Below are 23,338 nucleotides of genomic sequence, written 5' to 3'. Positions count from 1 at the left end.
TTTATGCCAACTATTAAAGATAACTTCGATAGAGTCAACAAACAAATTGTGGATGCAGTCATGTCCTGTGGTCGTAAGCCTGATACAATACAACTGATCGCTGTCAGTAAAAGAAAAAGCGTAAAAATGATAATGGAAGGAATCCAGGCAGGTGCGAAACATTTTGGAGAAAATTACATTCAGGAGGCAATTGAAAAAATAGATGTTATTGGGAAAAACAAAATTTGCTGGCATTTTATTGGACATCTTCAATCCAATAAGGCGAAATTTGCTGTTAAATATTTTGAATATATTCATACGGTCGATACATTAAAACTTGCAAAATCAATAGATAAACAGGCAAAGAAAATTGACAAAATTCAAAAAATACTTGTCCAGGTTAATATTGGTAAAGAAGAAACGAAATCCGGAACCCGAACAGAAGAAACAATTGAACTGATAAAGCAAATCAGCACATTTGAAAATTTATCCTTACAAGGATTAATGTGCATGCCACCTTATTTTTCAGACCCTGAAAAGGCCAGGATCTATTTTAAACAATTGGGCCTGCTTAAAGAAAAAATCATGGCACGGAAATTGGGTAATGTGACAATGGAACACCTGTCCATGGGAATGAGCAATGATTTTAAAGTGGCCATAGAAGAAGGCTCTACAATGGTAAGGGTCGGCACCTCAATATTCGGGAGAAGAGATTGAAGCTTTTACTTCATACCTGCTGTGCGCCCTGCTCCATTTATCCTCTCAAGGTTCTAGAACAGATGGATATGGATGTAATGGGGTTTTTTTATCGGCATAATATTCACCCGTTTCAAGAATGTCAAAAAAGGGAGGAGACATTAAAACTATACTCTCAATCTATTGGGTTAAAGGTAATTTATCAATCAGATTACAAGATCGAGAAATTTCTTCAATCCGTTATTTTCAGGGAACAGGACCGATGTCGATACTGCTACTATGACAGGCTCAAGGCAACAGCCCTTATCGCCAAAAAAGGAAAGTTTCAAGCATTCAGCACCACCCTTTTATATAGCAAATTCCAAAATCATGCCCGCATTAGAGAAACAGGGGATGCGGTTGCCAAAAAATATGGCTTAACATTTTTTTACCATGATTTCAGGGAAGGCTGGAAATTCGGGATTGAAGAATCTAAAAAACTTAACATGTATCGGCAACAGTATTGCGGCTGCATATACAGTGAAAAAGAAAGATATTTCAAAAAATAATCATACGAGCAGATTAGCTGGGCTTAACTCTTTTAATCTGCTTGAGTATATTCACGAACCGTTGATCTGCACTGTCAAGCCTTCCCGCGAGAACAACAAATAAATGTTTTGCTACGTCAGGGTATTTTTCTATCACCTCAAACAATTTATCACCGGGAAACCGTTTAACCAATGATCGTCCTTTGGATATAATTGATGCGGATCTGGGTTCTCCGGTAAGCGCTGACATTTCCCCGAAATAATCATTTGGTTGAACAATTTCAGCAATTTTTTTGCCATCTTTAACAACATATAAACCGCCTTGAACAAGCTTAAAAAAGTCAATGTCTGTATTGCCTTCCCTGATAATAAAAGCTTTGTCTTCGTATTGTTCAACATCAGGGTTAATAAGATAGCTTGGCAATGCCTCCTTGGTAATATTGGTCTTTTTTACGACTTCCTCAAGCGATGTCTCTCCTGTTCTGATTTTTTTGAGTCCAGCGTCCCGTAATGTAACCATTTTTTCCTTTATGGCAACCTTTCTGAGCTGGTCTTCAGGCACTTCGGCGCTAATGGCCTTCCCCACCTCATCGGTGACTTCCATTAATTCATAGAGCCCCACCCTGCCCTTATATCCGGTTCCATTGCAATGACTGCACCCTTTGGGGCCATATATTTTTAAATCTTTGATTTCATCTTTTGAAAACCCATGAAATTCGAGGTCTTTTGAATTATGACCCGTAACAACCTGTTTACATTCAGGGCAAAGCCGTCTGGCCAGTCGTTGGGATAAGACCATAGTTACGGAAGATGCCACCATATACGGAGGAATGCCAATGTCAACGAGTCGTCCTATGGTTGAAGGACAGTCATTTGTATGAAGGGTTGCAAAAACCAGATGACCTGTCATTGCGGCCTTAATCGCAATCTCGGCCGTTTCAAGATCTCTGATTTCCCCCACCATAATGATATCAGGGTCCTGCCGCAAAAAGGCTCTCAAGGCTGCCGCAAAAGTCATACCGATCTCTTCTTTCACAGGAACTTGATTAATCCCTTTAAAATTAAATTCAACGGGATCTTCTGCGGTCAATATTTTAATATCATCTTTATTCAACCGGTTCAGTACTGAGTAAAGCGTTGTTGTTTTCCCGCTTCCTGTGGGACCTGTAACAAGAATGAGTCCGTATGGTCGTGAAATAGATCTTTTCAGACTGTCAAACGTTGCCGGATCAAAACCAAGCTTGGTCAAATCAATGTTCAAAGCGCTTTGATCAAGAAGACGCATAACAATGCTTTCACCAAAAAGTGTCGGCAAGGTAGAGACCCTGAAATCAATGAATTTTTTTCTTCCGAATCGAAGTTTTATCCTGCCGTCCTGGGGGATTCGTCTTTCTGCTATATCAAGTTCTGCAAGAATTTTGATTCTTGAAATAACTGCATTTTTTATACTGATCGGAAGGTTCATGGCTTTATACATGGATCCGTCAAGCCTGTATCGCACTTGAAATGCCTTATAAAAGGGTTCGATATGAATATCACTCACCCCCTCATTAATGGCTTTGGTAAGGATACCATTCACAAGCTTAATAATGGGTGCATCCGATGCCATGAATTCGCTCTGATACTCATCCAAAACATCAGATCCGACTTCAACCTCTTCTGCCGCCTCAGAGACCAAGGATCCGAAATCATCGACAGAAGTAACTGGCTCATCATCTTCAAAATCTTCCTCAAAATGAAGAAGGCTTTTATATTCTTCATCATTGATTTTATAAAAATCTCGAAAGGCTTTAATCACATCATTTTCAGTCGACACGCAAACCAGAATCATTTTCCCGGTTTTTTTCTGAAGGTCTTCAACAACAGCGGTATTTGTCGGTTCAACCATGGTAATGGACAGTTCTTCACCTTTGAATCCAAGAGGAAACACCAAGGCGGCTTTGGCTATCTCATAGGGCAAGATCTCCAATACTTCAGGGTCAGGCTTGATGTCAGAAAGTCTGATAACATTATAATTATAAAGCCGGCCAAGAACGTTGACGATCGTATCAGGATCGATAAATCCCTTATTTAAAAGGATACTGCTAAGTCGTTCATTGGTTTTTTTTTGAATGCGTAATGCCTCATCCAGCTGCATACTGGTAATCTGGCCTTCTTTTGAAAGGATTTCTCCAATTTTAGTCTTTCCTGCACCGGATTGATCTTTTATTGTTGCTTTCAGGCTGGATGATTTGTGCATAATTAAAAATCCTTACATTATTTATAATTTTTATAAATTCTAATACCACCTGCTAAAATTAAAAGCCCACCTAAAACATAAAAACACAACCTGAGAAGAAAAAGTTTTTGTCTGAAAAATTCAATGGTTTCTACTTGCAGCATCACTTGAGGTATGCGATAGAAAACACCTAATCCCACTGCAGCCAAAATAATACCATAATAAAATCCAAAATTCTTTTTGTCCATCTTAAATTAATGCCTTTCAAATTCTTCTAACTGATTATTAAATAATTTTTCAATTTTTTCAAATAAATCCATCTGAGTTTCAAGATCCTCAAATAGTATTTCATTCAAATTTTCAAATTTTGCAAGCTTTTTAGCTAAACTCTGAATTTTCTGGCCATCCTGATTGTTTGACGCCTCTATAAATGCTTCATTGATTTCGGTTATCACCGCTTCATTTTCATCAATATCATTTTCCAGCTTCTCAATTTTTTGCTTTAATGGTTTAATTTTTCTTGATTTTTGTGAAATGATTTCTGATTTTTTCTGGCGGAGTTCCTTTTTTGATAAGGCAGAATTTTTTATTTTTTTTTCAACGAAACCATTTCCTTCCTCCCACCCCTCTTTATCTAAAAACTCCTGATACGTTCCTTCAAAAACTTCTACGGTGTTGTTTTTGAATACCACAAGCCTGTTCGCAAGAGAATGAAGGAACATTTCATTATGCGTTATTATAACCACAGCCCCTTCAAAATTATCAAGGGCACAGACAAAAGAATCACAAGACTCTATATCCAGGTGATTGCTGGGTTCATCAAGCAGTAATAAGTTCAAGGAACTCATCAGCAATTTACCCAGCATTACCCTTGATTTTTCTCCACCGGATAATATGGATATTTTTTTCAAAGCACTGTCTTTTTCAAACATCATGGCCCCACAGATATTCCTGGCGGTCTGTCTGTCTGAATCAATCGAAGAGAGGACAAGCTCTTCTTCAACAGTAAAATTGTCATTCAAAGATTGAACATTTGTCTGTTCAAAATATCCAAAGTGCACGCCCGGATTAATTTTGATGCTGCCTGAAATAGCGTTAATATTTCCACTTATCAACTTTAAGAGAGTTGTTTTCCCTTTTCCATTTTTGCCAATAATAGCAATCCGATCATCAGGATAAACTGTCAAAGAAAAATTGTGAATCAATGGTTTGTCAATTTGCCAGCCAAAAGACAAATCCTCTATCATTAATATCTGCTTACCGGAAAAAGGAAGATAATTGAATTCAAATTCAAGATTTTTCAACTTTTGGAGTTTTTCTTTTGTTCGGGATTTTTCCAGCGTTTTTATCCGTGATTGTACCATATTGGCCAGACGGGCTTTTGCTCGAAATCTTGTGATGAAGTGTTCAATCTCTTTTTTCCGTTTTTCTTCGTTCTGCCTTGTTTTTTCATAGACTTCTTCATCCTGGGCAACCTGTAAATAATATTTAGATGTATTCCCCTTGATTTTTTTTATTTTATGCCTGTGAATACCGGCAATATGCATCACAACATTATCCATAAAACCTCGATCATGTGTGATCAGCAAAACTTCCCGAGGCCATGAAATAAGAAACTGTGAAATCCATCTGATGGATGTAATGTCAAGGTAGTTAGTCGGTTCATCAAGTATCAAAAGATCCGGTTTTGAAACCAATACTTTAGCAAGATTAAGCCTTACTTGAAAACCGCCTGAAAATTTGCAAGGATCTTTTGTTAAATCATCCTGAGAAAACCCAAGCCCGGCCAAAATTTTTTCAGCCTTCCAGTAATGGCCTTTTTCGTGGTCTAAAAGTCCTAACATGGCTTCGTCAATCACACGGGTTTCAGTAAAAAAAATCTTTTGCGATAAAGAACCAATTCGATATCCTGAAGGGTAAGAGATACTTCCTTCATCCGGGTGATCCCTGCCGGAAATCATGTTTAACAATGTGGTTTTCCCATGGCCGTTTCTGCCAACCAGTCCGACTCTTTCACCGGAATTGATCTGAAAGCCTGTCTTCTCAAACAGGATCTGATCTCCAAAACTTTTTGATATGGCATCAATATTCAGCATTCTTATCGTTCTTTATTATGATTATTCCTTCTTTATTTTTTAGCAAACATGGTATCATATCATTGTAATAATAATTTATAAACAATAAGAATTAACCCCATCCACCGCCTGTTTTTTACTGAGCTGTCTAAGTATAAATCGAAGAAATTAGGGATCAGATAAATATTGACCCAAATAGTTTTTAATGATATACAAAATAGTTTTTATGCAATACCTGATAGACAGGTGTTGATTTTTGCATTAATCCTTGCTCTGACTGATTGTCAGGGCTTTATATCCGTAAGGAGAAAAAATGAGGAAGTATGAAACTGTTTTTATTTCTGACCCTGATCTTCAGGATCAAGCTCGTGTCGACCTGTTTGATAAAGTCAGAAATATCATTGCCCAAGAAAATGGTATTTTTTTAAATTTTGATGAGTGGGGCAACAAAAAGCTTGCCTATGAAATCAAGAAAAAATTACGTGGTCATTATGTATGTGTCACTTACGGCGGAACCGGTGATCTTATAAAAGAACTTGAAAGAAACCTCCGTCTTAATGATGATGTGCTCAAATTCATGACCATCCTTCTTTCTGATGATGTAACGGCGGAACAACTTGAAAAAGAAGCTCAAGAAGCAGAAAACCAATCCGAACAGGTAGACGAGACAGAAAAAAAATCTGTTGAGGAAAAGCCTGTTGAGGAAAAGACAGACAAAAAATCTGTTGAAGAAGAGACTTCCAAAGAAGATAAAAAAGTTGAAGAAACCGAAAAAGAAACGGAATAATTAAGATTGGAGGATAATAACAATGTATAATAACCGTAGAAATCAAAAAGGCGGTGGTAAAAATAAATTTTATCAACGCCGCAAAATATGCAGATTCTGTGTGGACAATGATCTTGAAATAAACTACAAAACTCCGAAAGCACTCAGACAATTCATTACAGAACGCGGAAAAATAATTCCCAGAAGAATCACGGGTACCTGTGCCAAACATCAGCGCCAGCTTACTGTTGCCATCAAGCAATCTCGCCAGATAGCGCTGCTGCCGTTTGTTGGCAGACCTATGTATTAAAAAGCAGGAGTAATGCAGGTGACTGGTACGCTAATACAACCCGCTATAATTAAGGATGTTCTATCCGGTATCCTTTTATGTATATTGATCATTTCCGTCATGTATGTCATGCCGTTGATCGGTATCTTTGCCTGGATGTTCCTTCCTTTGCCTGTTCTGTTTTACAGGCTTAAGACTGGAAGAAACGGTAGCGGTATTATCATGGTGGCAAGCCTGGCTGTGCTGATTGTGTTTACCAATAACGTTGCATTTAATACGCTTTACTTTGGTTCCTTATTGATGACAGGTTTTTTCCTTGGTGAATTCATAGAAAAACACTTAAGTATTGAAAAAATTATGCTATACACAAGCTTTGCAGTTCTTGGAACCTGCATAGTTGTTTTACTTATTTATTCTTTGACTCAAGCCCAGGGAATTGAACAATTAATTTCAAATTATGTATCCAGATATCAAGTTTTATCAACCCAACTTTTTTCAGAATCGGCTCAACTTTATCCGGAAATAAAAGTTGACCAGCAAATGCTCGAAAAAGCAAGTTCATTGTTTGTTGTTATTTTTCCGGGAATATTTATCAATTCATACCTTACTATGGTATGGCTTAACATTCTATTAATAAAAAAGTTGCTATTGAAAAAAGGGATTCTTATCAAAAGTATTGAAAATTTAAATCAATGGAAAGCACCCGATTATTTGGTATTTGGTGTAATCGCATTATCTGTTTTAATATTTTTACCCGTAGATGTGTTAAAATTACTTTCTGTGAACTGCTTGATAATTTTAATGTTTGTATATTTTTTCCAGGGAATTGCGGTGGTATCATTTTTTTTTCAAAAAAAGAACGCTCCTTTTGCACTAAAGTTTTTTCTTTACATCTTAATTGCAATTCAACCTCTTTTTATGTTCCTTGTCATCGGATTCGGATTATTTGATACTTGGATCAATTTTAGAAAACTTGATACGGCTACATGATAAAAAAATAAACTAAAAGTCAGCCTCATTGAAGAAAAACGGCTGAACTTTTTTGGAGGTTTAAATGAGAGTTATATTAAAAGAAACGATTGACACGCTTGGCATCGCAGGAGCAGAATGTGATGTGGCGCCCGGTTATGGCCGCAACTATCTTCTGCCTCAAGGCAAAGCCATTCTTGCTACACCCCAAAACAGAAAAGTCATGGAACAGGCAAAAGCAAAATTTGAACTTCAGATTGCCAAAGAGAAAAAAATTGCTGAAGAAATGGCTGATAAAATTAAAACCGTTGTATGTACAATTAGCGCCAAGGTTCATGAAGAATCTCGTCTTTATGGATCCGTTACGACCCATGACATCAAAGATTCTTTAAACAGTCAAAACATTATGTTGGAAAGACGTTCCATCCTTCTTGCCGAACCCATAAAAGAAATTGGTGAGTACAAAGTGCCCATTCGTCTTTACAAGGATGTTGAGCCTGAAATTACAGTAAATGTCATTGCTGAAGAAGAAAAATAATATTTAAACTGCATCCGGGGAAATTTTAAAATTTCCCCGGATGCTCCTTTTGAAAAGTATATTGTGCCCATAAAAAATAAAATAGCCACAGACCCACTTCTGATCAAAACACCACCCCATGATATTGATGCGGAAGAATCAATATTAAGCGCTATATTTATTAATAATGACAGCCTTGATGATATTATAGACATAATATCTTATGAGGACTTTTATAAAGGTGCCCATAAAAAAATATTCAGGGTAATTATAGAGCTTGCCAACAGAGAAGAACCTGCAGATCTCGTTACGGTTGCCAATCGGCTCAAAGAAAAAGAAGAACTTGAAAGTATCGGTGGAGTTGCCTATCTTGCAGCCATTTCTGATGCAGCTCCGATTGCTGTGAATGCGGTCCATTATGCCAAAATAATTAAGGGCAAGGCGTCTTTAAGGCAACTAATTACTGCTTCTTCAGGTATTATCGAAAGATGTCTGGAAGACAAAGGTGATTTTGAAGATATTATTGATTTTGCCGAAACCTCTATTTTAAATATTTCAGAAAAAAAATCAGGGGGTTCCTTTCAAAACTTAGGAGATTTGATCAATTTAAATATTGATAAACTTGAAGAGCGACAGGGAAAAGACGGGGGGCTTTCAGGGCTTTCCACCGGATATGTAAAATTAAACAATATTACATCTGGATTGCAAAAATCTGATTTGATTATTCTGGCAGCAAGGCCCAGCATGGGAAAAACAGCCTTTGCTTTAAACATTGCCAGAAATGTTGCCATTGAGGAACACAAACCTGTTGCCGTTTTCTCCCTTGAAATGTCCAATGAGCAGCTTTCCATGAGACTTCTAACTTCAGAAGCACGCATAGATTCAAACAGGCTTCGAACCGGTTTTATCAGCCAGGAGGACTGGCAAAATACAACAGATGCGGCAGGTATTTTAAATGAACTGCCCATTTTTATTGATGACACACCCAATATTACTGTAATGGAAATAAGAGCAAAGACAAGAAAACTTTATCAAAAACATAATGAACTTGGTCTGATTATTGTTGATTACCTTCAATTGATGAAGCCCCCATTTAGGACCGATCGAAGAGACCTTGAAATTGCTGAAATCTCAAGATCTTTAAAGGCGCTTGCCAAAGAGTTGAATGTTCCGGTCCTTGCATTATCCCAGCTTAACCGTATGCTTGAACAGCGGTCTGATAAACGTCCCATGCTGTCTGATCTTCGTGAGTCCGGTGCTCTGGAACAGGATGCAGATATTGTTGCATTCATTTACAGAGATGAGGTCTATAATAAAGAATCGGATAATCCTAAAAAAGGTACGGCTGAAATCATTGTTTCCAAAAACAGAAACGGAGCAACAGGTACTGCATTTATGCATTTCAAGGGTCAATATACACGGTTTGAAGAACTTGCACCAAATTCATACCAGGAATTTGAATGAAGAAAAAACTTACCGGTAACACTTCCAGCCTGAGAAACACCCAGATTAAACGAATTGAAAATCTCTATAACTACAGCACGCCACCCGAGTATATTATAGATCCGAAACTTGCACTTCTTTTAGCTGAAATTTCCCATGATACCAGACGGCAGATCGGTCTTCTCATCGACCGAAACGGGAAAGTTGTTTATGTTATTGTCGGAGAGTCCCACAGAATTGTCATTCCAATAACTGCAGGCTTTATGGCCCTTCCCGGCAGGCTCAAGGGGCTGCGCCTCATTCATACCCATTTAAAAAAAGAACCCTTGACAAGGGATGACCTCACTGACCTTGCTTTGTTGCGGCTGGATTATATCACGGCTATTTGTATCACGCCGGGGGGCAAGCCTGGAACCGTTTATTCCGGGCATATTCTTCCGGATGAGAATTCAGCGCCGTATCAGGTTGTAGCACCCGGTACCATTCATCAACTGAACATTGATTGCCTGGCTCAAATTCTGGCGCTTGAATCTGAACTGACCAGAAAAAATTCTTTATACAAGCCTGAATCAGGCACCGAAAACGCATTTTTGATCAATGCAACGACGTCAGATCCCAAAAAATCCTGGGCTTTGATGGAAGAACTTAAAGACCTTTGCAAAACAAGCCGTATCAACGTGATTGGTTCAGCCATCCAACGAAGAAAAACCATTGATTCAAAATTCGTTGTCGGTAAGGGAAAACTTTCAAGCCTGATCATTCAGGCGATTCAAAAGTATGCGACCCTGCTGGTGTTTAACAGGGAATTATCTGCTTCCCAGATTCGTTCTATTACTGATTTTGTTGAAATGAAAGTCATTGATCGAACCCAGTTGATCCTTGATATCTTTGCCAACCAGGCTAAATCAAGGGAAGGTAAATTTCAGGTCGAGCTTGCCCAGATGGAATACCTTCTGCCGCGACTGATTACTAAAAATACGGCCATGTCACGCTTGACAGGCGGCATCGGCGGCAGAGGACCCGGCGAAACTAAACTTGAACTCAATCGGCGAAGAGTCAGAGACAGGATCAACCGGCTGAAAAAAGAAATTGTCAAAATCCATAAACAGCGCCATCAGCAAAAGGCCCGGCGCAAACGAAAGGATTTACCCATTATTTCAATTGTCGGCTATACAAATGCCGGCAAATCAACACTTTTGAATACATTAACCCAAAGCAAAATTGTCGCAGCCAATCGTTTGTTTGCCACCCTTGATCCGTCCAGCAGACGATTGAGATTTCCTAAAGATACAGAAGTCATTATCACGGACACTGTCGGATTTATCCAAGATCTCCCCAAAGAACTGATGCAGGCATTTCATGCCACCCTGGAAGAACTTAAGGATGCAGACATTATCTTGCATGTGATAGACATCAGCAATCCTCGTTACAGCCAACAAAAAGAATCTGTAGAAAAAATTCTTAAAAATTTGAAATTAAATAAAATCCCTACCCTCTACGTCTTTAATAAAATAGACCGAATTGATCTTGATTCTTTTGATGACAAATGGTTGCTAAAACAAGGTGTTCTTGTTTCCGCCACCAAAAAACAAACCCTGAAACCATTGGTTAAAAAATTGGAGTCAATGGTTTCGATATAAAAAAAATTAGATGTTGACCAATAGAATTTTTTACACTAAATATGGAAAAAACAATCTATATATGGAATGAATATGGAAATAAAACAACTGGATCAGATACTCATCAATAATTCGATTAAAAAAGACTCCATAGACATACCGGATTGTTTTGGAGAATTTAATAAAAAAAACAAACTTTGTTCAAACTATTGCTCAATATCCATACGATGCTGCGTCCTGTATAATAAAAATCCGAAAATTGATATTTTGGAAAAATTATTAATCCACAACCATTATGCGATAAAACTCCAATAATTTTTGTTTTGGTCTATGGGGGAGAGTCAGGTCAAAAATTTGTGAATCCAGACGGTTAGCGGTTCCTTACATTCACTAAAAAATCTTGCCCGGGTTTAATATATTCTGGGGATCAAATACTCTTTTAATCCCTTTCATTAGTTCAATTTGTGTGGCACCGATTTCGCGGGGCAAATATTTCATTTTGGTCATACCGACTCCATGTTCTCCGGTAATGGTTCCCCCTAAGCTTAATGTCGCATCAAAAAGCTCATCAACGGCCTTTTCTGCCCTTTTTAACTCATTTTCATTCGCTTTATTATACATGATATTGCAATGGATGTTTCCATCCCCTGCATGACCAAAGCTAACCACTTTTAAGCCGGATGTTTTTTGAATCTTTTGGGTGACCTGAACCATGTCCGGTATTTTATCGATAGGGACAACAATATCTTCGTTAATCTTGTTGGTTGCAATTTTGTACAACACCGGAGACAATGCTTTTCTGGCATCCCATAGTTTTTGCGCCTCTGTTTGATCTTTTGCAACTATGACATCCAGAGCATCATAGGAAAAACACAATGTTTTAATATTTTGGGCATCTTTTTCAACACTGCTGACATCTCCATCCAGTTCTATTATCAACAAAGCTTTAGTATTTTCAGGCAAATCAAAACTGAAATAGTCTTTTACAAGATCAAGACACGCTTCATCCATATATTCAACACACCTTGGGACAACAGTTTCCCTCATAATCCCGGATACAGTTTTGGCAGCCTTTTGTACAGTGTCAAAAAAAACAGCCATTGTTTTAATAGTTGCAGGCAATGGCAATAGCTTTAATGTAATTTGGGTGACCACTGCCAATGTACCTTCAGACCCCACAATCAGACGGGTCAGATCATAGCCGGCAACCCCTTTTACTGTGGCAACTCCTGTTTGAATCACTTCCCCCGAAGGCAGCACTGCTCTTAATCCCAAGACATAATCGCGTGTGACTCCATATTTTACCGCTCTTGGTCCACCTGCGCATTCGCCAATATTTCCCCCAATGGTACAAACAGATGAACTTGCAGGATCTGGTGGATAAAACAAACCTTTTTCTTCTACGGTTTTATGGATATCAGAAACAATAACGCCGGGTTGAACTCTCACTAAAAAATTATTTTCATCAATATCAAAAATTTTGTTCATGCGGCTTGTGACTATTACAAGGCCGCCTTTTACCGGTACAGCACCTCCTGTCATCCCGGAACCGGCCCCACGGGGTACCACAACCAATTTCTCTTTTGATGCCAGTTTTAAAATTCGAGCGACCTCTTCTTCTGATTCCGGAAATACGACGGCATCCGGAAGAAAAGAGTTTCCCGTAGCATCATAGGAGTAACACAACAATTCTTCTTTTTCTTTTGTGACGTTTGGTTTTCCTGATATCTTTTGAAGATGCCTGTAAATAGAATTAGAAAATCCCATTTAAAATTTTCCTGTTTCAATTTTTTTAGAAAGATAATTTACTTGTTTATAAAGAACACTTTTTTGCTTTAACTCTCTTTCAATTGCATTGATGGCATATATGGCCGTTGCATGATATTTATTAAAACTTGTACCAATCTTTTTAATGGGTTGATCTGTATATTTTCTGGAAAGGAAAATAGCCATTTGGCGTGGTTTTACAATTCTTTTTTTCCTGGAAGCTGAGACAATATCTTTTTCAGAAACTGAATATTCTTTGCAAACCATTTTTTTAATTGATTCAACAGTAATTCGTTTCTTTGCTTTTGTAATGTTTGCCAGAACACTCTTTGCAAGTTCAATATCAATATTATATCCCATTAACTGTCCTTTTGCAGCCACGCCAAACAGACCGCTTTCAAGCTGTCGGACATCATCGCACAATTCCTGGGCAATATACTCGGTTACCTGGTTGGGAATGTCGTATCCAAAAACCTTTGATTTCTTTTTTAATATCCTGACCCGGGTTGTGTAATCCGGTGCATCAATTTCCGTGATAAGTCCAAGGGTTAACCGAGACTTTAGCTGGTCATTTAGTTTAGGAATATCATCCGGAAGCTCACATCCTGAAAAAATGATCTTTTTGTCTGCTTCAAGAAGATAATCCAATGTCATGGCAAGTTCTTTTTGTGTCGCATCCTTTCCGGACAGAAACTGAACATCTTCAAGAATTAATACTTCACATTTTTTCCTGTATTTTTCTTTGAACTGCGCTATGGTATTATTTCTCAAAGAAAATATCATTTCATTGGTAAAATCTTCTGCTGTTATATAATAAACTCTTTTGGAAAAATTATTTGTAATGATATAATGTCCGACGGCTTGGGATAAATGACTTTTCCCAAGACCGGTTTTTGCTAAAAGATAGAGGATACTCGAGCCTTTTATTTTTCCCTGGGCAAGGGATAATAATGCAGAATAGGCAAAATTTGAATTGTCCCCCACCACAAAATCATCAAAGGTGAATCCTTTTTTGAACATCCGTCCACTGTTAAACCTTACGTTAAGCCCGGGCAGATGCATTTGCTTTAATTTTTTTGATGATAAAGGAACCGCTGGATATGCGCTTACTTTTTTGTTTTTTCCCGGCGAAGCCAATTTTCTTTTGGCGGATACTTTAAATTCAATATTGATGTCATTAATTCCTATTTTTGAAAACTCTTCTTTAAATATCGAAAGATAATTATCTTTTAGCCGTTTGATAAAATAGGGGTTCGGGCTGGATAGTTTAATATGATGATTATCATGCTCAAGAAGCTCGACAGGGTCTATCCACATCCTGTAACTATGATCGGGTAATGTCTTTTTGATTTGACATTTTACTTCTTCCCAGAACGATCCCATATTTTCCAAAAAAAGCCTCTTCCTTTCAACTGCGAATTGAAACACTGGTTTATAAAGCAAATTTAATACTTACTAACGGATAAAATGGATATTTAAAAAAAGTATGTTTTTTAATTAATGAAATATATTTTATTGGTCAAATCTAATAAGAACTATTAGCTTAATATTAGATTTTTGTTTGGCATAATTTTTTAATCATTTGATTTTATTAAATTTTTTCTGTGGAACAAAAATTTTTCTAAAAATTACAACCACTTCGACAACTAGTTATTTTTCCAAGAGATTTTAACATTTCAAAGCAGATTTTTAATTTCTAAAAAAATAAATTTCCTTTGATTTATTCCGTTTTTCTTTTAATTGCTTCAAATTCAATAAAAATTATATCTTTTTTTAAAACCTGAATTTAACAGTAGTTTCACAATTTCATGACATAAATTATATTTACACTTTCATTTTCCAATAGTATATTGCACTTTGTTTTGCAGTATTAAACCTTAATATTATAGATATTTTAATGAAACATTCAAACACCCTTCCAATTATTGGCATTACCATGGGAGATCCTGTTGGGATCGGCCCCGAGATACTGATAAAAGCGTTAAACGATCCCAAACTTTATGCCTTGTGCAAGCCTGTGGTTATTGGAGATTCACACATTATAAAACAGGCATTGAAACTTTTAAACGTCACCCGTCATATTAATATCATTGATGATCCAAGACAAGGCAATTACCTGTTTAATACAGTGGATCTAATGGACATCTCCGATATTGATATGGACTGTTCCGATCTTTCAGGACCAACCATTGAAACCGGGACTGCCATGCAGGACTATATCATTAAAGGAATTAACCTTGCACTGAACAACCACATTTCAGGCCTTGTAACCTGTCCCATCACAAAAACGGCTTTGAAACTTGCAGGGTCTCAATTTCACGGCCATACGGAATTGCTGGCTCACAGGACAAATACGAAGGATTATGCCATGATGCTGGCAGGCAAGAAACTTAAGGTTGTTCTTGTCACTATTCATATTCCGCTATCCCAAGTGTCTGCCCATCTTACCATAGAAGGTATTATCAAAAAAATAAGATTAACCCATACCTCTTTAAAAAAACGGTTTAATATCAAAACGCCTAAAATTGCCGTTGCAGGATTAAATCCCCATTCTGGGGAAGACTCCATGTTTGGGCGGGAGGAAGAAGATATCATCGCTCCAGCTGTCAGGCTTGCAAAGGAGGAGGGAATAAAAGTCTTCGGCCCCCTGCCCCCGGATACTGTTTTTTACCAGGCTGTCAATGGATGGTATGATGCTGTGGTTAGCATGTATCATGACCAGGGCCTTATTCCATTCAAGCTCATCCATTTTAAGGACGGTGTAAATACTACACTTGGCCTTCCTATTATCAGGACATCAGTGGATCATGGGACAGCTTATGATATAGCCTGGCAAGGAATCGCAGACCCTTCAAGCCTGATAGAAGCCATTAAAATGGCAGCATTCCAGGCCAAAAATAAAAAGCCCCAATAGAATAAGATTGATCAATGGATAAAAATAAAATCATCATTGAAGGTGCCCGGCAACATAATCTTAAAAATATTAATGTTGAAATACCCAGAAACAGCTTGACTGTTATTACAGGGCTTTCAGGATCAGGGAAATCAACGCTGGCTTTTGACACATTGTATGCCGAAGGCCAGCGACGATATGTTGAGTCCCTTTCAACCTATGCCAGACAATTTTTAGGACAGATGGACAAACCAGATGTGGATGCTATTATCGGGCTTAGCCCTGCCATATCCATTGAACAGAAAACTGCCACTCACAACCCCAGATCAACAGTTGGTACGGTCACGGAAATTTATGACTATCTTCGATTGTTATTTGCAAGAATTGGCAAATCTTATTGTTATAAATGCGGTTTACCCATTTCTTCCATGTCCATTGACCAAATAACTGACAGGGTTATGGATCTTGATAAAAAATCAAAAATTGTAGTTTTGGCTCCTTTGATAAACGGACAGAAAGGTTCCCATGAAAAACTGTTTTTAAAAATAAAAAAAGATGGTTTTGCCCGGGTCAGGGTTGATAGTAAAATCTATTTAATCGATGATTTTCCTAAACTTATAAAAAACAAAAAGCACACCATTGACGTTGTTGTAGACCGACTGATCATTAAAAATGGTATTGAAAAACGCCTGACAGACTCCTTGGAACTTGCTCTTTCGTTGTCGGAGAGGCTTGTAACCATACTTGATCTGACCCGAAACGAGGAAACCCTTTTCAGTGAAAAAGCATCATGTGTTAAGTGCGGGGTCAGTTATCCTGAATTTACACCGGCGTCTTTTTCATTTAACTCGCCTCAGGGGGCCTGCCCCAAGTGCGACGGTTTAGGGTCAGTCACCCAGTTTGATCCGGATCTGATTGTCCCGGATCAAGCGCTTTCTTTAAGGCAAGGAGCGATAATCCCCTGGGAAAACAGGGATTCAGTTCAGTTTATGGAGTTTCTTGATGCCCTGGTTACCCATTATAAAGAAGATATTTATAAACCTTTCAAGGAATTGTCACCTGAATTTCAACAGGTTTTGCTCTATGGATCAAACAAAGAAGAAATACCTTTTTATGTTGAAAGAATGGACAAAAAAATCGTTTATAAAAAAACCTTTGAAGGCGTGATTCCAAACCTGAAAAGACGGTATCTTGAAACAGACTCCAGCTATATGAGAGAAGAAATAAAAAAATTCTTGAATTTTAAACCCTGCTCTTTTTGTAATGGAACAAGACTCAATAAAGCATCCGGGTCTGTCAGGGTCGGGGATAAAACCATCTGGGAAATTACGTCTCTTTCCATACAGCAGTCAGTTCAGTATATCTCATCCTTAAGCCTTAAAGATAAAGACCAAATTATCGCAGCCAGAATTATCAAAGAGCTTGCGGAACGCTTAGGTTTTTTACAGGATGTCGGCCTTGAATACCTTAGTCTAGGCCGATCGGCTGCAACGCTGTCCGGCGGCGAAGCCCAAAGAATCCGTCTTGCCACCCAAATCGGATCTAAACTGACAGGGGTGCTTTATGTGCTGGATGAACCCAGTATCGGGCTCCACCAAAAGGATAATGCAAAATTATTGACCACCTTGATGAACCTTCGGAATCTTGGCAATACCGTATTGGTTGTTGAGCATGATGAAGAGACTATCCTTTCTTCCGATTATGTGATTGATATCGGACCTGCGGCAGGAATAAACGGCGGTGAGGTTGTTTTTGCAGGTCCTCCTGAAGAACTTATCAAATGTAAGACTTCATTAACCGGTCTTTATCTGTCCGGTAAAAAATATATTAAAATTCCTGAAAAAAGAAGAAACGGTATTGGAAAGTCACTAAGCATTTATCAGGCAAATTCAAATAATCTTAAAAAAATTGATGCCTCTTTCCCCATAGGATGTTTTACCTGTGTAACCGGTGTTTCAGGATCAGGAAAATCAACTCTTGTTTTATCCACACTTTATCAGATTCTTGCAAACAGGATCAACCGTTCCAGAAAAACTCCCGGCAGTTATAAAGATATCAAAGGCCTTGAACATCTTGATAAAGTGGTTCATATTGATCAGTCTCCCATTGGGAAAACACCCCGAAGCAACCCCGGTACTTATACCCAGGTTTTTAACACTATCAGGGATTTGTTTTCCAAGACCCGCGAATCAAAAGCAAGGGGATACAAACCCGGGCGGTTCAGCTTTAATGTCAAAGGAGGCCGGTGTGAAGCCTGTACCGGTGATGGTATCATTAAAATTGAAATGCATTTTCTACCTGATGTCTATGTGGTCTGTGATGTCTGCAAGGGGAAACGATACAACAGGGAAACTCTGGATATCAGATATAAAGGTAAAAACATTGCCCAGGTTCTGGACATGACCATTAATCAATCGATTCGGTTTTTTGAAAATATCTCGTCTATCAGAACCAAACTTGCAACCCTCATAGAAGTCGGACTCGGATATATAAAACTTGGCCAGGCCGCCACGACCTTGTCTGGAGGAGAAGCTCAAAGAATAAAGCTGGCAAAGGAGCTGTCAAAAAAAGGAACCGGTAAAACCATCTATATACTTGATGAACCCACCACAGGGCTCCATTCAGATGATATTAATAAATTACTATTTGTTCTAAACAAACTGGTCGATTCAAAAAATACAGTGGTCGTGATAGAGCACAATCTTGATGTCATCAAATGTGCGGATCACATCATCGATCTTGGCCCTGAAGGCGGGGATAAAGGCGGAGAAATTGTTGCATTGGGAACACCTGAAGAAATCGCTCAAAATAAAAAGTCATACACCGGCTATTATCTGAAAAAAATGCTAAACAAATAAGATAGGAAACAACTGCACAGATTGTCCTAAAAAATTCTGCAAATTCTTATTCAATGATACAGACATCTGAATCACAAGGACATGCCCCATCAACCTCACAGGCATATGCAATTCTTGATGCCTGATCAAACAGGGTCTTTTTAATCGGCTTAAATGAAAAAGATATCATATTTTCTTTTACACTTTCTTTATCAGGTAAATTTTCAAACCCGGTAGCCATTACTTTTCCTGAATTTCCATCAAGGGTCTCAGCATCCTCTCCATTGGTGACAACAACAATGGGGATCTGGTAAGGTTTAATTATTCTTGATACTGCCAGGGTAGAAAGTCTCCTGGTGACAAGGGAGCCGGGTGCATATTTTATCATTGCAATGGTTTTTCTCTGATATTTGACAAGAAAATCAACTTTTATGGCAGCCTTTTTATGACCTGCAACAACCTCAAGGATTATATTGCTTTTAATATCTTTTTTTTCAAATCTGCTGTCCATCACAAGACTTTTTGCAATTTTCTGCCGGTATCTTTCATCAAGAGTGTCTGCTAAAACAGAACCGGTCAAAAAATCATTGAGTTTTCCAAGAACCAAATGATGGGAATTCGATTGATTTTCCATTTATGTTACCACCCCGGTTTAAATTTAGTGAAACCAACTTGTAAATATCACAAGTCTTTATACCCTTTTTTACTATTTCAATGGTAAGGCTCCTGAAAAAAATTACAAGTTTTAAGCTGGAAAAACTGGACTGTAAAATTCTTTTTTTATGCAATTGTCGGGTTAGCTATTTGAAGTTTTAAGCAATAATGATATATTAATTCGTTTGAAAAAAGCAGGAGTGAAATTTATGAAAACCGTCTACAAAGAATATAGGGTTGATAAAACCAAGATCGGATTTATCCGGTTTATTTTTGAGGGCCATGAAGGTGTGGCAATTGCAACAACTCTGGACCCCCAAAAGGGGCATATTCGACTTGCAATCGCACCGGATCGGCTGAAAACTGCGCAAATGATCGTTGAAGAGTTTAAAAAGGATTTTGTATTTAATGAAGTATAATGGATATGCCTATATATATACGATTGGCTGTCAGATGAATGTATACGATTCTGAAAAACTGGCCTCAATTTTAACTTCTTACGGGTTTGAAAAAACCAATGATATGGATAAAGCTGACATTGTTGTTTGCAATACCTGTTCGATTCGGCACAAGGCAGAAGAAAAAGCATTTAGTTTTCTGGGCAGATTTGCCAAAATTAAAAAAAGAAAACCTCATTTGATCACAGTCATGGCAGGGTGTGTGGCCCAGCAGGAGGGGAAAAAAGCATTTGATCGGATTCCACATCTTGATATTGTTCTAGGAACCCAGGCATTTTCAAGATTTGGCCAGTCTATTGATGCGGTAAAATCCGGGAAACAGCGAGTGGTGGATACGAAGGACTCCCAGATGATTTATGAATCCTTGCCGGACACCTCCTGTTTTGACGAAAATAAAACATCCAGATTTGTCACCATTATGCAAGGGTGTGATAATTTTTGCACTTATTGTGTGGTGCCCTATGTCCGGGGCAGAGAAAGAAGCCGCAAACCCGAAAGTATTATAGAAGAAATCTCTTTGCTTGCCAAGGCCGGTGTCAAGGAGGTAACCCTTTTAGGACAGAATGTAAATTCCTACGGTCAAAAAGAAGACCAAATTTCATTTGTGCAGCTTTTGGCTAAAATAAATAAAATAAACGGAATTCATCGAATACGATTTGCCACATCCCATCCAAAGGACCTTTCCATGGATCTGGTTTATGCCATCCGGGATCTTGATAAAGTCTGCAACCATCTTCATCTGCCGGTACAGTCCGGATCAAATAAAATTCTTAAAAAAATGAACAGAGGGTATACCCGGGAAAAATACATGGATAGGATTTTGGACTTAAAAAAACAATGTCCTGATATTGCACTTTCCACAGATATTATTGTTGGGTTCCCATCGGAAACCAATGAAGACTTTAATGATACGATGAATCTTTTACGTGAGATTGAATTTGATTCCATATATGCTTTTGCCTATTCTGACCGATCATCCGCGCCTGCAGCAAAATTTTCCGAGCAGATTGATGAAAAGGAAAAACGTGAAAGGTTAAATACTCTCTTACAATTACAGGAACACTATACTGAAAAAAAGAACAAAAAACTGATCGGAAAAACATTAGAAGTCCTTGTTGAAGGCAAAAGCATAAAAAAACGAGATGGATTTAAACAGATCCGAAAAAATCTGGAACAGATGGTCGGACGAAGTGAGTCCAATAAAATCGTGCATTTTCCATCCGAACATGTCACTATAAGCGATATTATCAAGATTAAAATTGAAGAGGCATATCCCCATTCACTGTGGGGCCATCCTGTAGGAGCTTGACTATAAATGAAAAAGAAAGCTGTGAAGATCGGACAGAATACCCTCTGTCCGTGCGGAAGCAAAAAAAAATATAAGAACTGTTGCCGAAATAAAAAAAAAGAAATCAGTATAAAGGAAGAATACAAACAAAGATATGATATCCATTTAAAAGAACCTCACCAGATCGAAGGCATTAAAAAATGCGGAGAGCTTTTAATGTCTATTCTCAACCGGGTTGAAAAAATGATTAAACCCGGGCTCAAAACAGAAGATATCAATACCTTTGTTCATGAAGAAACCATTAAGGCCGGAGCGATTCCTGCACCCTTAAATTACAGAGGGTTTCCTAAAAGTGTCTGTACCTCGGTCAATGATGTCATCTGCCACGGCATACCCGGTGACCGTATTTTAAACGACGGCGATATTGTCAATGTGGATATCACACCCATACTTAACGGGTATTATGCAGATGCCAGCAAAACCTTTTTTGTGGGAACGCCTACTGAACAGGGAAAAAAAATTGTCCGCATAGCTGCCGAATCCTTAAAAAAAGGGATTGAAACAATAGCTCCCGGTGCGACATTGGGAGATATCGGTTTTGCCATTCAAAGTTATGCAGAGTCTTTCGGCTGTTCTGTGGTTCGGGAGTTTGTCGGTCATGGGGTGGGCATTGATTTTCATGAGCAGCCCCAGATTCTCCATTTCGGGACCAGGGGAAAAGGCACCTGCCTTGTTCCCGGCATGGTGTTTACCATTGAACCCATGATTAACCTGGGAAAAAAAGAGCTTCATATACTTGAAGACCGGTGGACAGCAGTCACCGATGACGGGTCTTTGTCGGCACAGTTTGAACAGACCCTGCTTGTAACTAAAAATGGATGGGAAAGCTTGACACCTTACGAGCTTTAAAAGCTTGGCAATTACTTTTCCATTTTGCTTTTGTTCTTTTGATCAGGTGGAATAGATGGTTTTTCGTAAAAACAAAAAGCCCCTGGACGGTATTCTGTCCTGGGGCTTTAATTTTTTAAGTCACCAAGATGACTCTTTTAAAACAAATAAAACGGTTAACTATAACACGGTTACATTTGTTGCTGCGGGGCCTTTCTGTCCATCTTCGATGTCAAATGAAACGCGGTCCCCTTCATTCAAGGATTTAAATCCTGTTGAATTGATACCTGAGTGATGCACAAATACATCTTTTCCCTCTTCCTGTTCGATAAATCCAAAACCTTTTGTGTCGTTAAACCATTTTACGATACCATTAGCCATGTTGGCAGTCTCCTGTAATAAAAATAAAAATAATACCAGTTTCTAACTTTAAGGGTAATACCACTTTTTTTGTTGGGAATATACACCTTTCGGATGAAACCTCTGCGCTTTACATAAATCAGCGCGAATCTTGTTATAATATACAAATAACGGAAAAAGTCAAGCATTAAATAAATTTTAATTCAGGGTATGATTGTTGACCTGAAAAAAACGAGCGGTGAAAGTAGATTTGTTGAAATTTCTTTACAGGCATTGGAAATAGTGGTACGGAATTCTTGATTTAAATTTTTAAATGCTTCTGGTTGTATATCACTCAATTTCCCATGGTATCCAGCCCTGCACAATTACTTGAAAATCATCAATAACTATTTTGCGGAGGAATACCAGTGAACTTAATAAAAGTACTTAGCAAGGTAAATCAAATTGAAAAAATATCGTTTTTGAAAATACTGGATAAATATAGCGAAGAGAACAGAGAGCAAAACCCAAAGATTGATAAAATTTTATCGGATAGTGACAATATTCTTAAAAAAGCAGAAGATACCAATATTGTACGATTATTCAATTTGCTTAGAGATGAGTACACAAAGCATCTGAAGCATGGCATAGAGTTTAGCAATTTTCAAATAGATGTGGTCATTGAAATTTTTATTCGAGATGGAAATCAAATGATGTCTCGTGACTGGTTCGACAAATTATACAAAAAGTCATTGAAAAATCTCCATCAACATATCAAATCAATAAAAACACAAATAGAAAAAGATAAAACGAATATATCACAAGAAAGAAAACGAGATTATATAATTTTCAAAAATTGTGTCAATACCGCCTATACAAACGATATTGAAAACAACAGAGATCAACGGCTATCATGGGAAGAAAAAACAATACTTCACACACTATCAAAAAGCCTTGATCTGTCGAATGAAGAGAAAAAAGCAATTACCTACTCAGTCTGAAGTTTCCCATAAAAGCATCATGCCACTAGCCGGAACAGAGCGGCTACAATGGAATTATTAACCAGTTTGCCACTTGGCGGGCAAAGTAATGTAAAATTATCATCCAGCGCGGCTT

22 protein-coding genes are annotated in these 23,338 nt (G+C 38.0%); 15 read left to right on the top strand and 7 right to left on the bottom strand.

The genetic code is table 11. The features are described 5' to 3' along the window. Window positions 1-3 precede the first annotated feature (3 nt). Window positions 4-696, top strand: coding sequence for a YggS family pyridoxal phosphate-dependent enzyme (locus HGJ91_RS07245; RefSeq protein WP_291347046.1), 693 nt, complete (start codon window positions 4-6; stop codon window positions 694-696). Next, entirely contained in the window at window positions 693-1,223 is a 531-nt protein-coding gene (locus HGJ91_RS07240) for an epoxyqueuosine reductase QueH (protein WP_291347045.1), read from the top strand. The genes HGJ91_RS07245 and HGJ91_RS07240 overlap by 4 nt, the downstream gene beginning before the upstream one ends. A gap of 13 nt (window positions 1,224-1,236) precedes the next feature. Here the strand turns inward: HGJ91_RS07240 and pilB are convergent, their stop codons facing one another. The 3 genes from pilB to HGJ91_RS07225 are packed head-to-tail and all read right to left on the bottom strand — an operon-like array spanning window position 1,237 to window position 5,516. Further along, on the bottom strand, window positions 1,237-3,441 hold the full coding sequence (gene pilB / locus HGJ91_RS07235) for a type IV-A pilus assembly ATPase PilB (protein ID WP_291347044.1): 2,205 nt from the start codon (window positions 3,439-3,441) through the stop codon (window positions 1,237-1,239). A 17-nt stretch (window positions 3,442-3,458) separates the two neighbouring features. Next, on the bottom strand, window positions 3,459-3,668 hold the full coding sequence (locus HGJ91_RS07230) for a hypothetical protein (protein WP_291347043.1): 210 nt from the start codon (window positions 3,666-3,668) through the stop codon (window positions 3,459-3,461). A 6-nt stretch (window positions 3,669-3,674) separates the two neighbouring features. Continuing rightward, the gene (locus HGJ91_RS07225) at window positions 3,675-5,516 is read right to left on the bottom strand and encodes an ABC-F family ATP-binding cassette domain-containing protein (protein ID WP_291347042.1); all 1,842 of its coding nucleotides are present in this window, start codon (window positions 5,514-5,516) and stop codon (window positions 3,675-3,677) included. Window positions 5,517-5,808: 292 nt separating this feature from the next. On the opposite strand from HGJ91_RS07225, the gene rpsF reads away from it, so the two are divergent. The 7 genes from rpsF (at window position 5,809) to HGJ91_RS07190 (ending at window position 11,413) form a co-directional block, all read left to right on the top strand. Beyond that, a complete protein-coding gene (rpsF, locus tag HGJ91_RS07220) occupies window positions 5,809-6,282 on the top strand; it encodes a 30S ribosomal protein S6 (protein WP_291347041.1) in 474 nt (157 codons plus the stop codon). A gap of 22 nt (window positions 6,283-6,304) precedes the next feature. After that, window positions 6,305-6,571: a 30S ribosomal protein S18 gene (gene rpsR / locus HGJ91_RS07215; RefSeq protein WP_291347040.1), complete on the top strand. Its 267-nt coding sequence runs from the start codon at window positions 6,305-6,307 to the stop codon at window positions 6,569-6,571. 18 nt (window positions 6,572-6,589) lie between these two features. Then, window positions 6,590-7,540 (top strand): DUF2232 domain-containing protein, encoded by a 951-nt coding sequence (locus HGJ91_RS07210; RefSeq protein ID WP_291347039.1) that lies wholly within the window; start codon window positions 6,590-6,592, stop codon window positions 7,538-7,540. 64 nt (window positions 7,541-7,604) lie between these two features. Next, window positions 7,605-8,057, top strand: coding sequence for a 50S ribosomal protein L9 (gene rplI / locus HGJ91_RS07205; protein ID WP_291347038.1), 453 nt, complete (start codon window positions 7,605-7,607; stop codon window positions 8,055-8,057). A gap of 63 nt (window positions 8,058-8,120) precedes the next feature. Next, window positions 8,121-9,500: a replicative DNA helicase gene (dnaB, locus tag HGJ91_RS07200; RefSeq protein WP_291347037.1), complete on the top strand. Its 1,380-nt coding sequence runs from the start codon at window positions 8,121-8,123 to the stop codon at window positions 9,498-9,500. Then, window positions 9,497-11,119 carry a GTPase HflX gene (hflX, locus tag HGJ91_RS07195; RefSeq protein WP_291347036.1) on the top strand — a complete coding sequence of 541 codons (1,623 nt, stop codon included), beginning with the start codon at window positions 9,497-9,499 and terminating at the stop codon, window positions 11,117-11,119. Before dnaB ends, hflX begins: the two co-directional genes overlap by 4 nt. 72 nt (window positions 11,120-11,191) lie before the next feature. Then, a complete protein-coding gene (locus HGJ91_RS07190) occupies window positions 11,192-11,413 on the top strand; it encodes a hypothetical protein (protein ID WP_291347035.1) in 222 nt (73 codons plus the stop codon). Between the two features lie 75 nt (window positions 11,414-11,488). Here the strand turns inward: HGJ91_RS07190 and HGJ91_RS07185 are convergent, their stop codons facing one another. Both HGJ91_RS07185 and dnaA read right to left on the bottom strand, forming a co-directional pair. Beyond that, a complete protein-coding gene (locus HGJ91_RS07185) occupies window positions 11,489-12,865 on the bottom strand; it encodes an FAD-linked oxidase C-terminal domain-containing protein (RefSeq protein ID WP_291347034.1) in 1,377 nt (458 codons plus the stop codon). Then, window positions 12,866-14,248 (bottom strand): chromosomal replication initiator protein DnaA, encoded by a 1,383-nt coding sequence (dnaA, locus tag HGJ91_RS07180; RefSeq protein ID WP_291347215.1) that lies wholly within the window; start codon window positions 14,246-14,248, stop codon window positions 12,866-12,868. Between the two features lie 514 nt (window positions 14,249-14,762). Here dnaA and pdxA point away from each other — a divergent pair. Next, a complete protein-coding gene (pdxA, locus tag HGJ91_RS07175) occupies window positions 14,763-15,779 on the top strand; it encodes a 4-hydroxythreonine-4-phosphate dehydrogenase PdxA (RefSeq protein WP_291347033.1) in 1,017 nt (338 codons plus the stop codon). A 14-nt stretch (window positions 15,780-15,793) separates the two neighbouring features. Further along, entirely contained in the window at window positions 15,794-18,616 is a 2,823-nt protein-coding gene (uvrA, locus tag HGJ91_RS07170) for an excinuclease ABC subunit UvrA (protein WP_291347032.1), read from the top strand. Window positions 18,617-18,662: 46 nt separating this feature from the next. Here uvrA and HGJ91_RS07165 read toward each other — a convergent pair whose 3' ends face one another. Then, window positions 18,663-19,229 (bottom strand): type I restriction enzyme HsdR N-terminal domain-containing protein, encoded by a 567-nt coding sequence (locus HGJ91_RS07165; protein WP_291347031.1) that lies wholly within the window; start codon window positions 19,227-19,229, stop codon window positions 18,663-18,665. Window positions 19,230-19,458: 229 nt separating this feature from the next. Here HGJ91_RS07165 and HGJ91_RS07160 point away from each other — a divergent pair, with 229 nt between their 5' ends. Genes HGJ91_RS07160 through map form a run of 3 tightly spaced genes read left to right on the top strand, consistent with a single transcriptional unit; the run spans window position 19,459 to window position 21,904 of the window. Next, window positions 19,459-19,668: a DUF4911 domain-containing protein gene (locus tag HGJ91_RS07160; protein ID WP_291347030.1), complete on the top strand. Its 210-nt coding sequence runs from the start codon at window positions 19,459-19,461 to the stop codon at window positions 19,666-19,668. Beyond that, window positions 19,658-21,016 carry a tRNA (N6-isopentenyl adenosine(37)-C2)-methylthiotransferase MiaB gene (gene miaB, locus HGJ91_RS07155; RefSeq protein ID WP_291347029.1) on the top strand — a complete coding sequence of 453 codons (1,359 nt, stop codon included), beginning with the start codon at window positions 19,658-19,660 and terminating at the stop codon, window positions 21,014-21,016. Before HGJ91_RS07160 ends, miaB begins: the two co-directional genes overlap by 11 nt. Before the next feature lie 6 nt (window positions 21,017-21,022). Then, window positions 21,023-21,904, top strand: a complete 882-nt coding sequence (map, locus tag HGJ91_RS07150) for a type I methionyl aminopeptidase (RefSeq protein WP_291347028.1) — start codon at window positions 21,023-21,025, stop codon at window positions 21,902-21,904. A 159-nt stretch (window positions 21,905-22,063) separates the two neighbouring features. Here the strand turns inward: map and HGJ91_RS07145 are convergent, their stop codons facing one another. After that, the gene (locus HGJ91_RS07145; RefSeq protein WP_291347027.1) at window positions 22,064-22,264 is read right to left on the bottom strand and encodes a cold-shock protein; all 201 of its coding nucleotides are present in this window, start codon (window positions 22,262-22,264) and stop codon (window positions 22,064-22,066) included. A 386-nt stretch (window positions 22,265-22,650) separates the two neighbouring features. Here HGJ91_RS07145 and HGJ91_RS07140 point away from each other — a divergent pair, with 386 nt between their 5' ends. Next, window positions 22,651-23,223, top strand: a complete 573-nt coding sequence (locus HGJ91_RS07140; protein WP_291347026.1) for a hypothetical protein — start codon at window positions 22,651-22,653, stop codon at window positions 23,221-23,223. The last annotated feature ends 115 nt before the right edge of the window (window positions 23,224-23,338 follow it).

It is taken from the genome of Desulfobacula sp. (assembly GCF_014237455.1).
Lineage (GTDB): Bacteria > Desulfobacterota > Desulfobacteria > Desulfobacterales > Desulfobacteraceae > Desulfobacula.
Note: the sequence above shows the minus strand (reverse complement) of the source record. Positions and strands in the feature narration are given on the sequence as shown.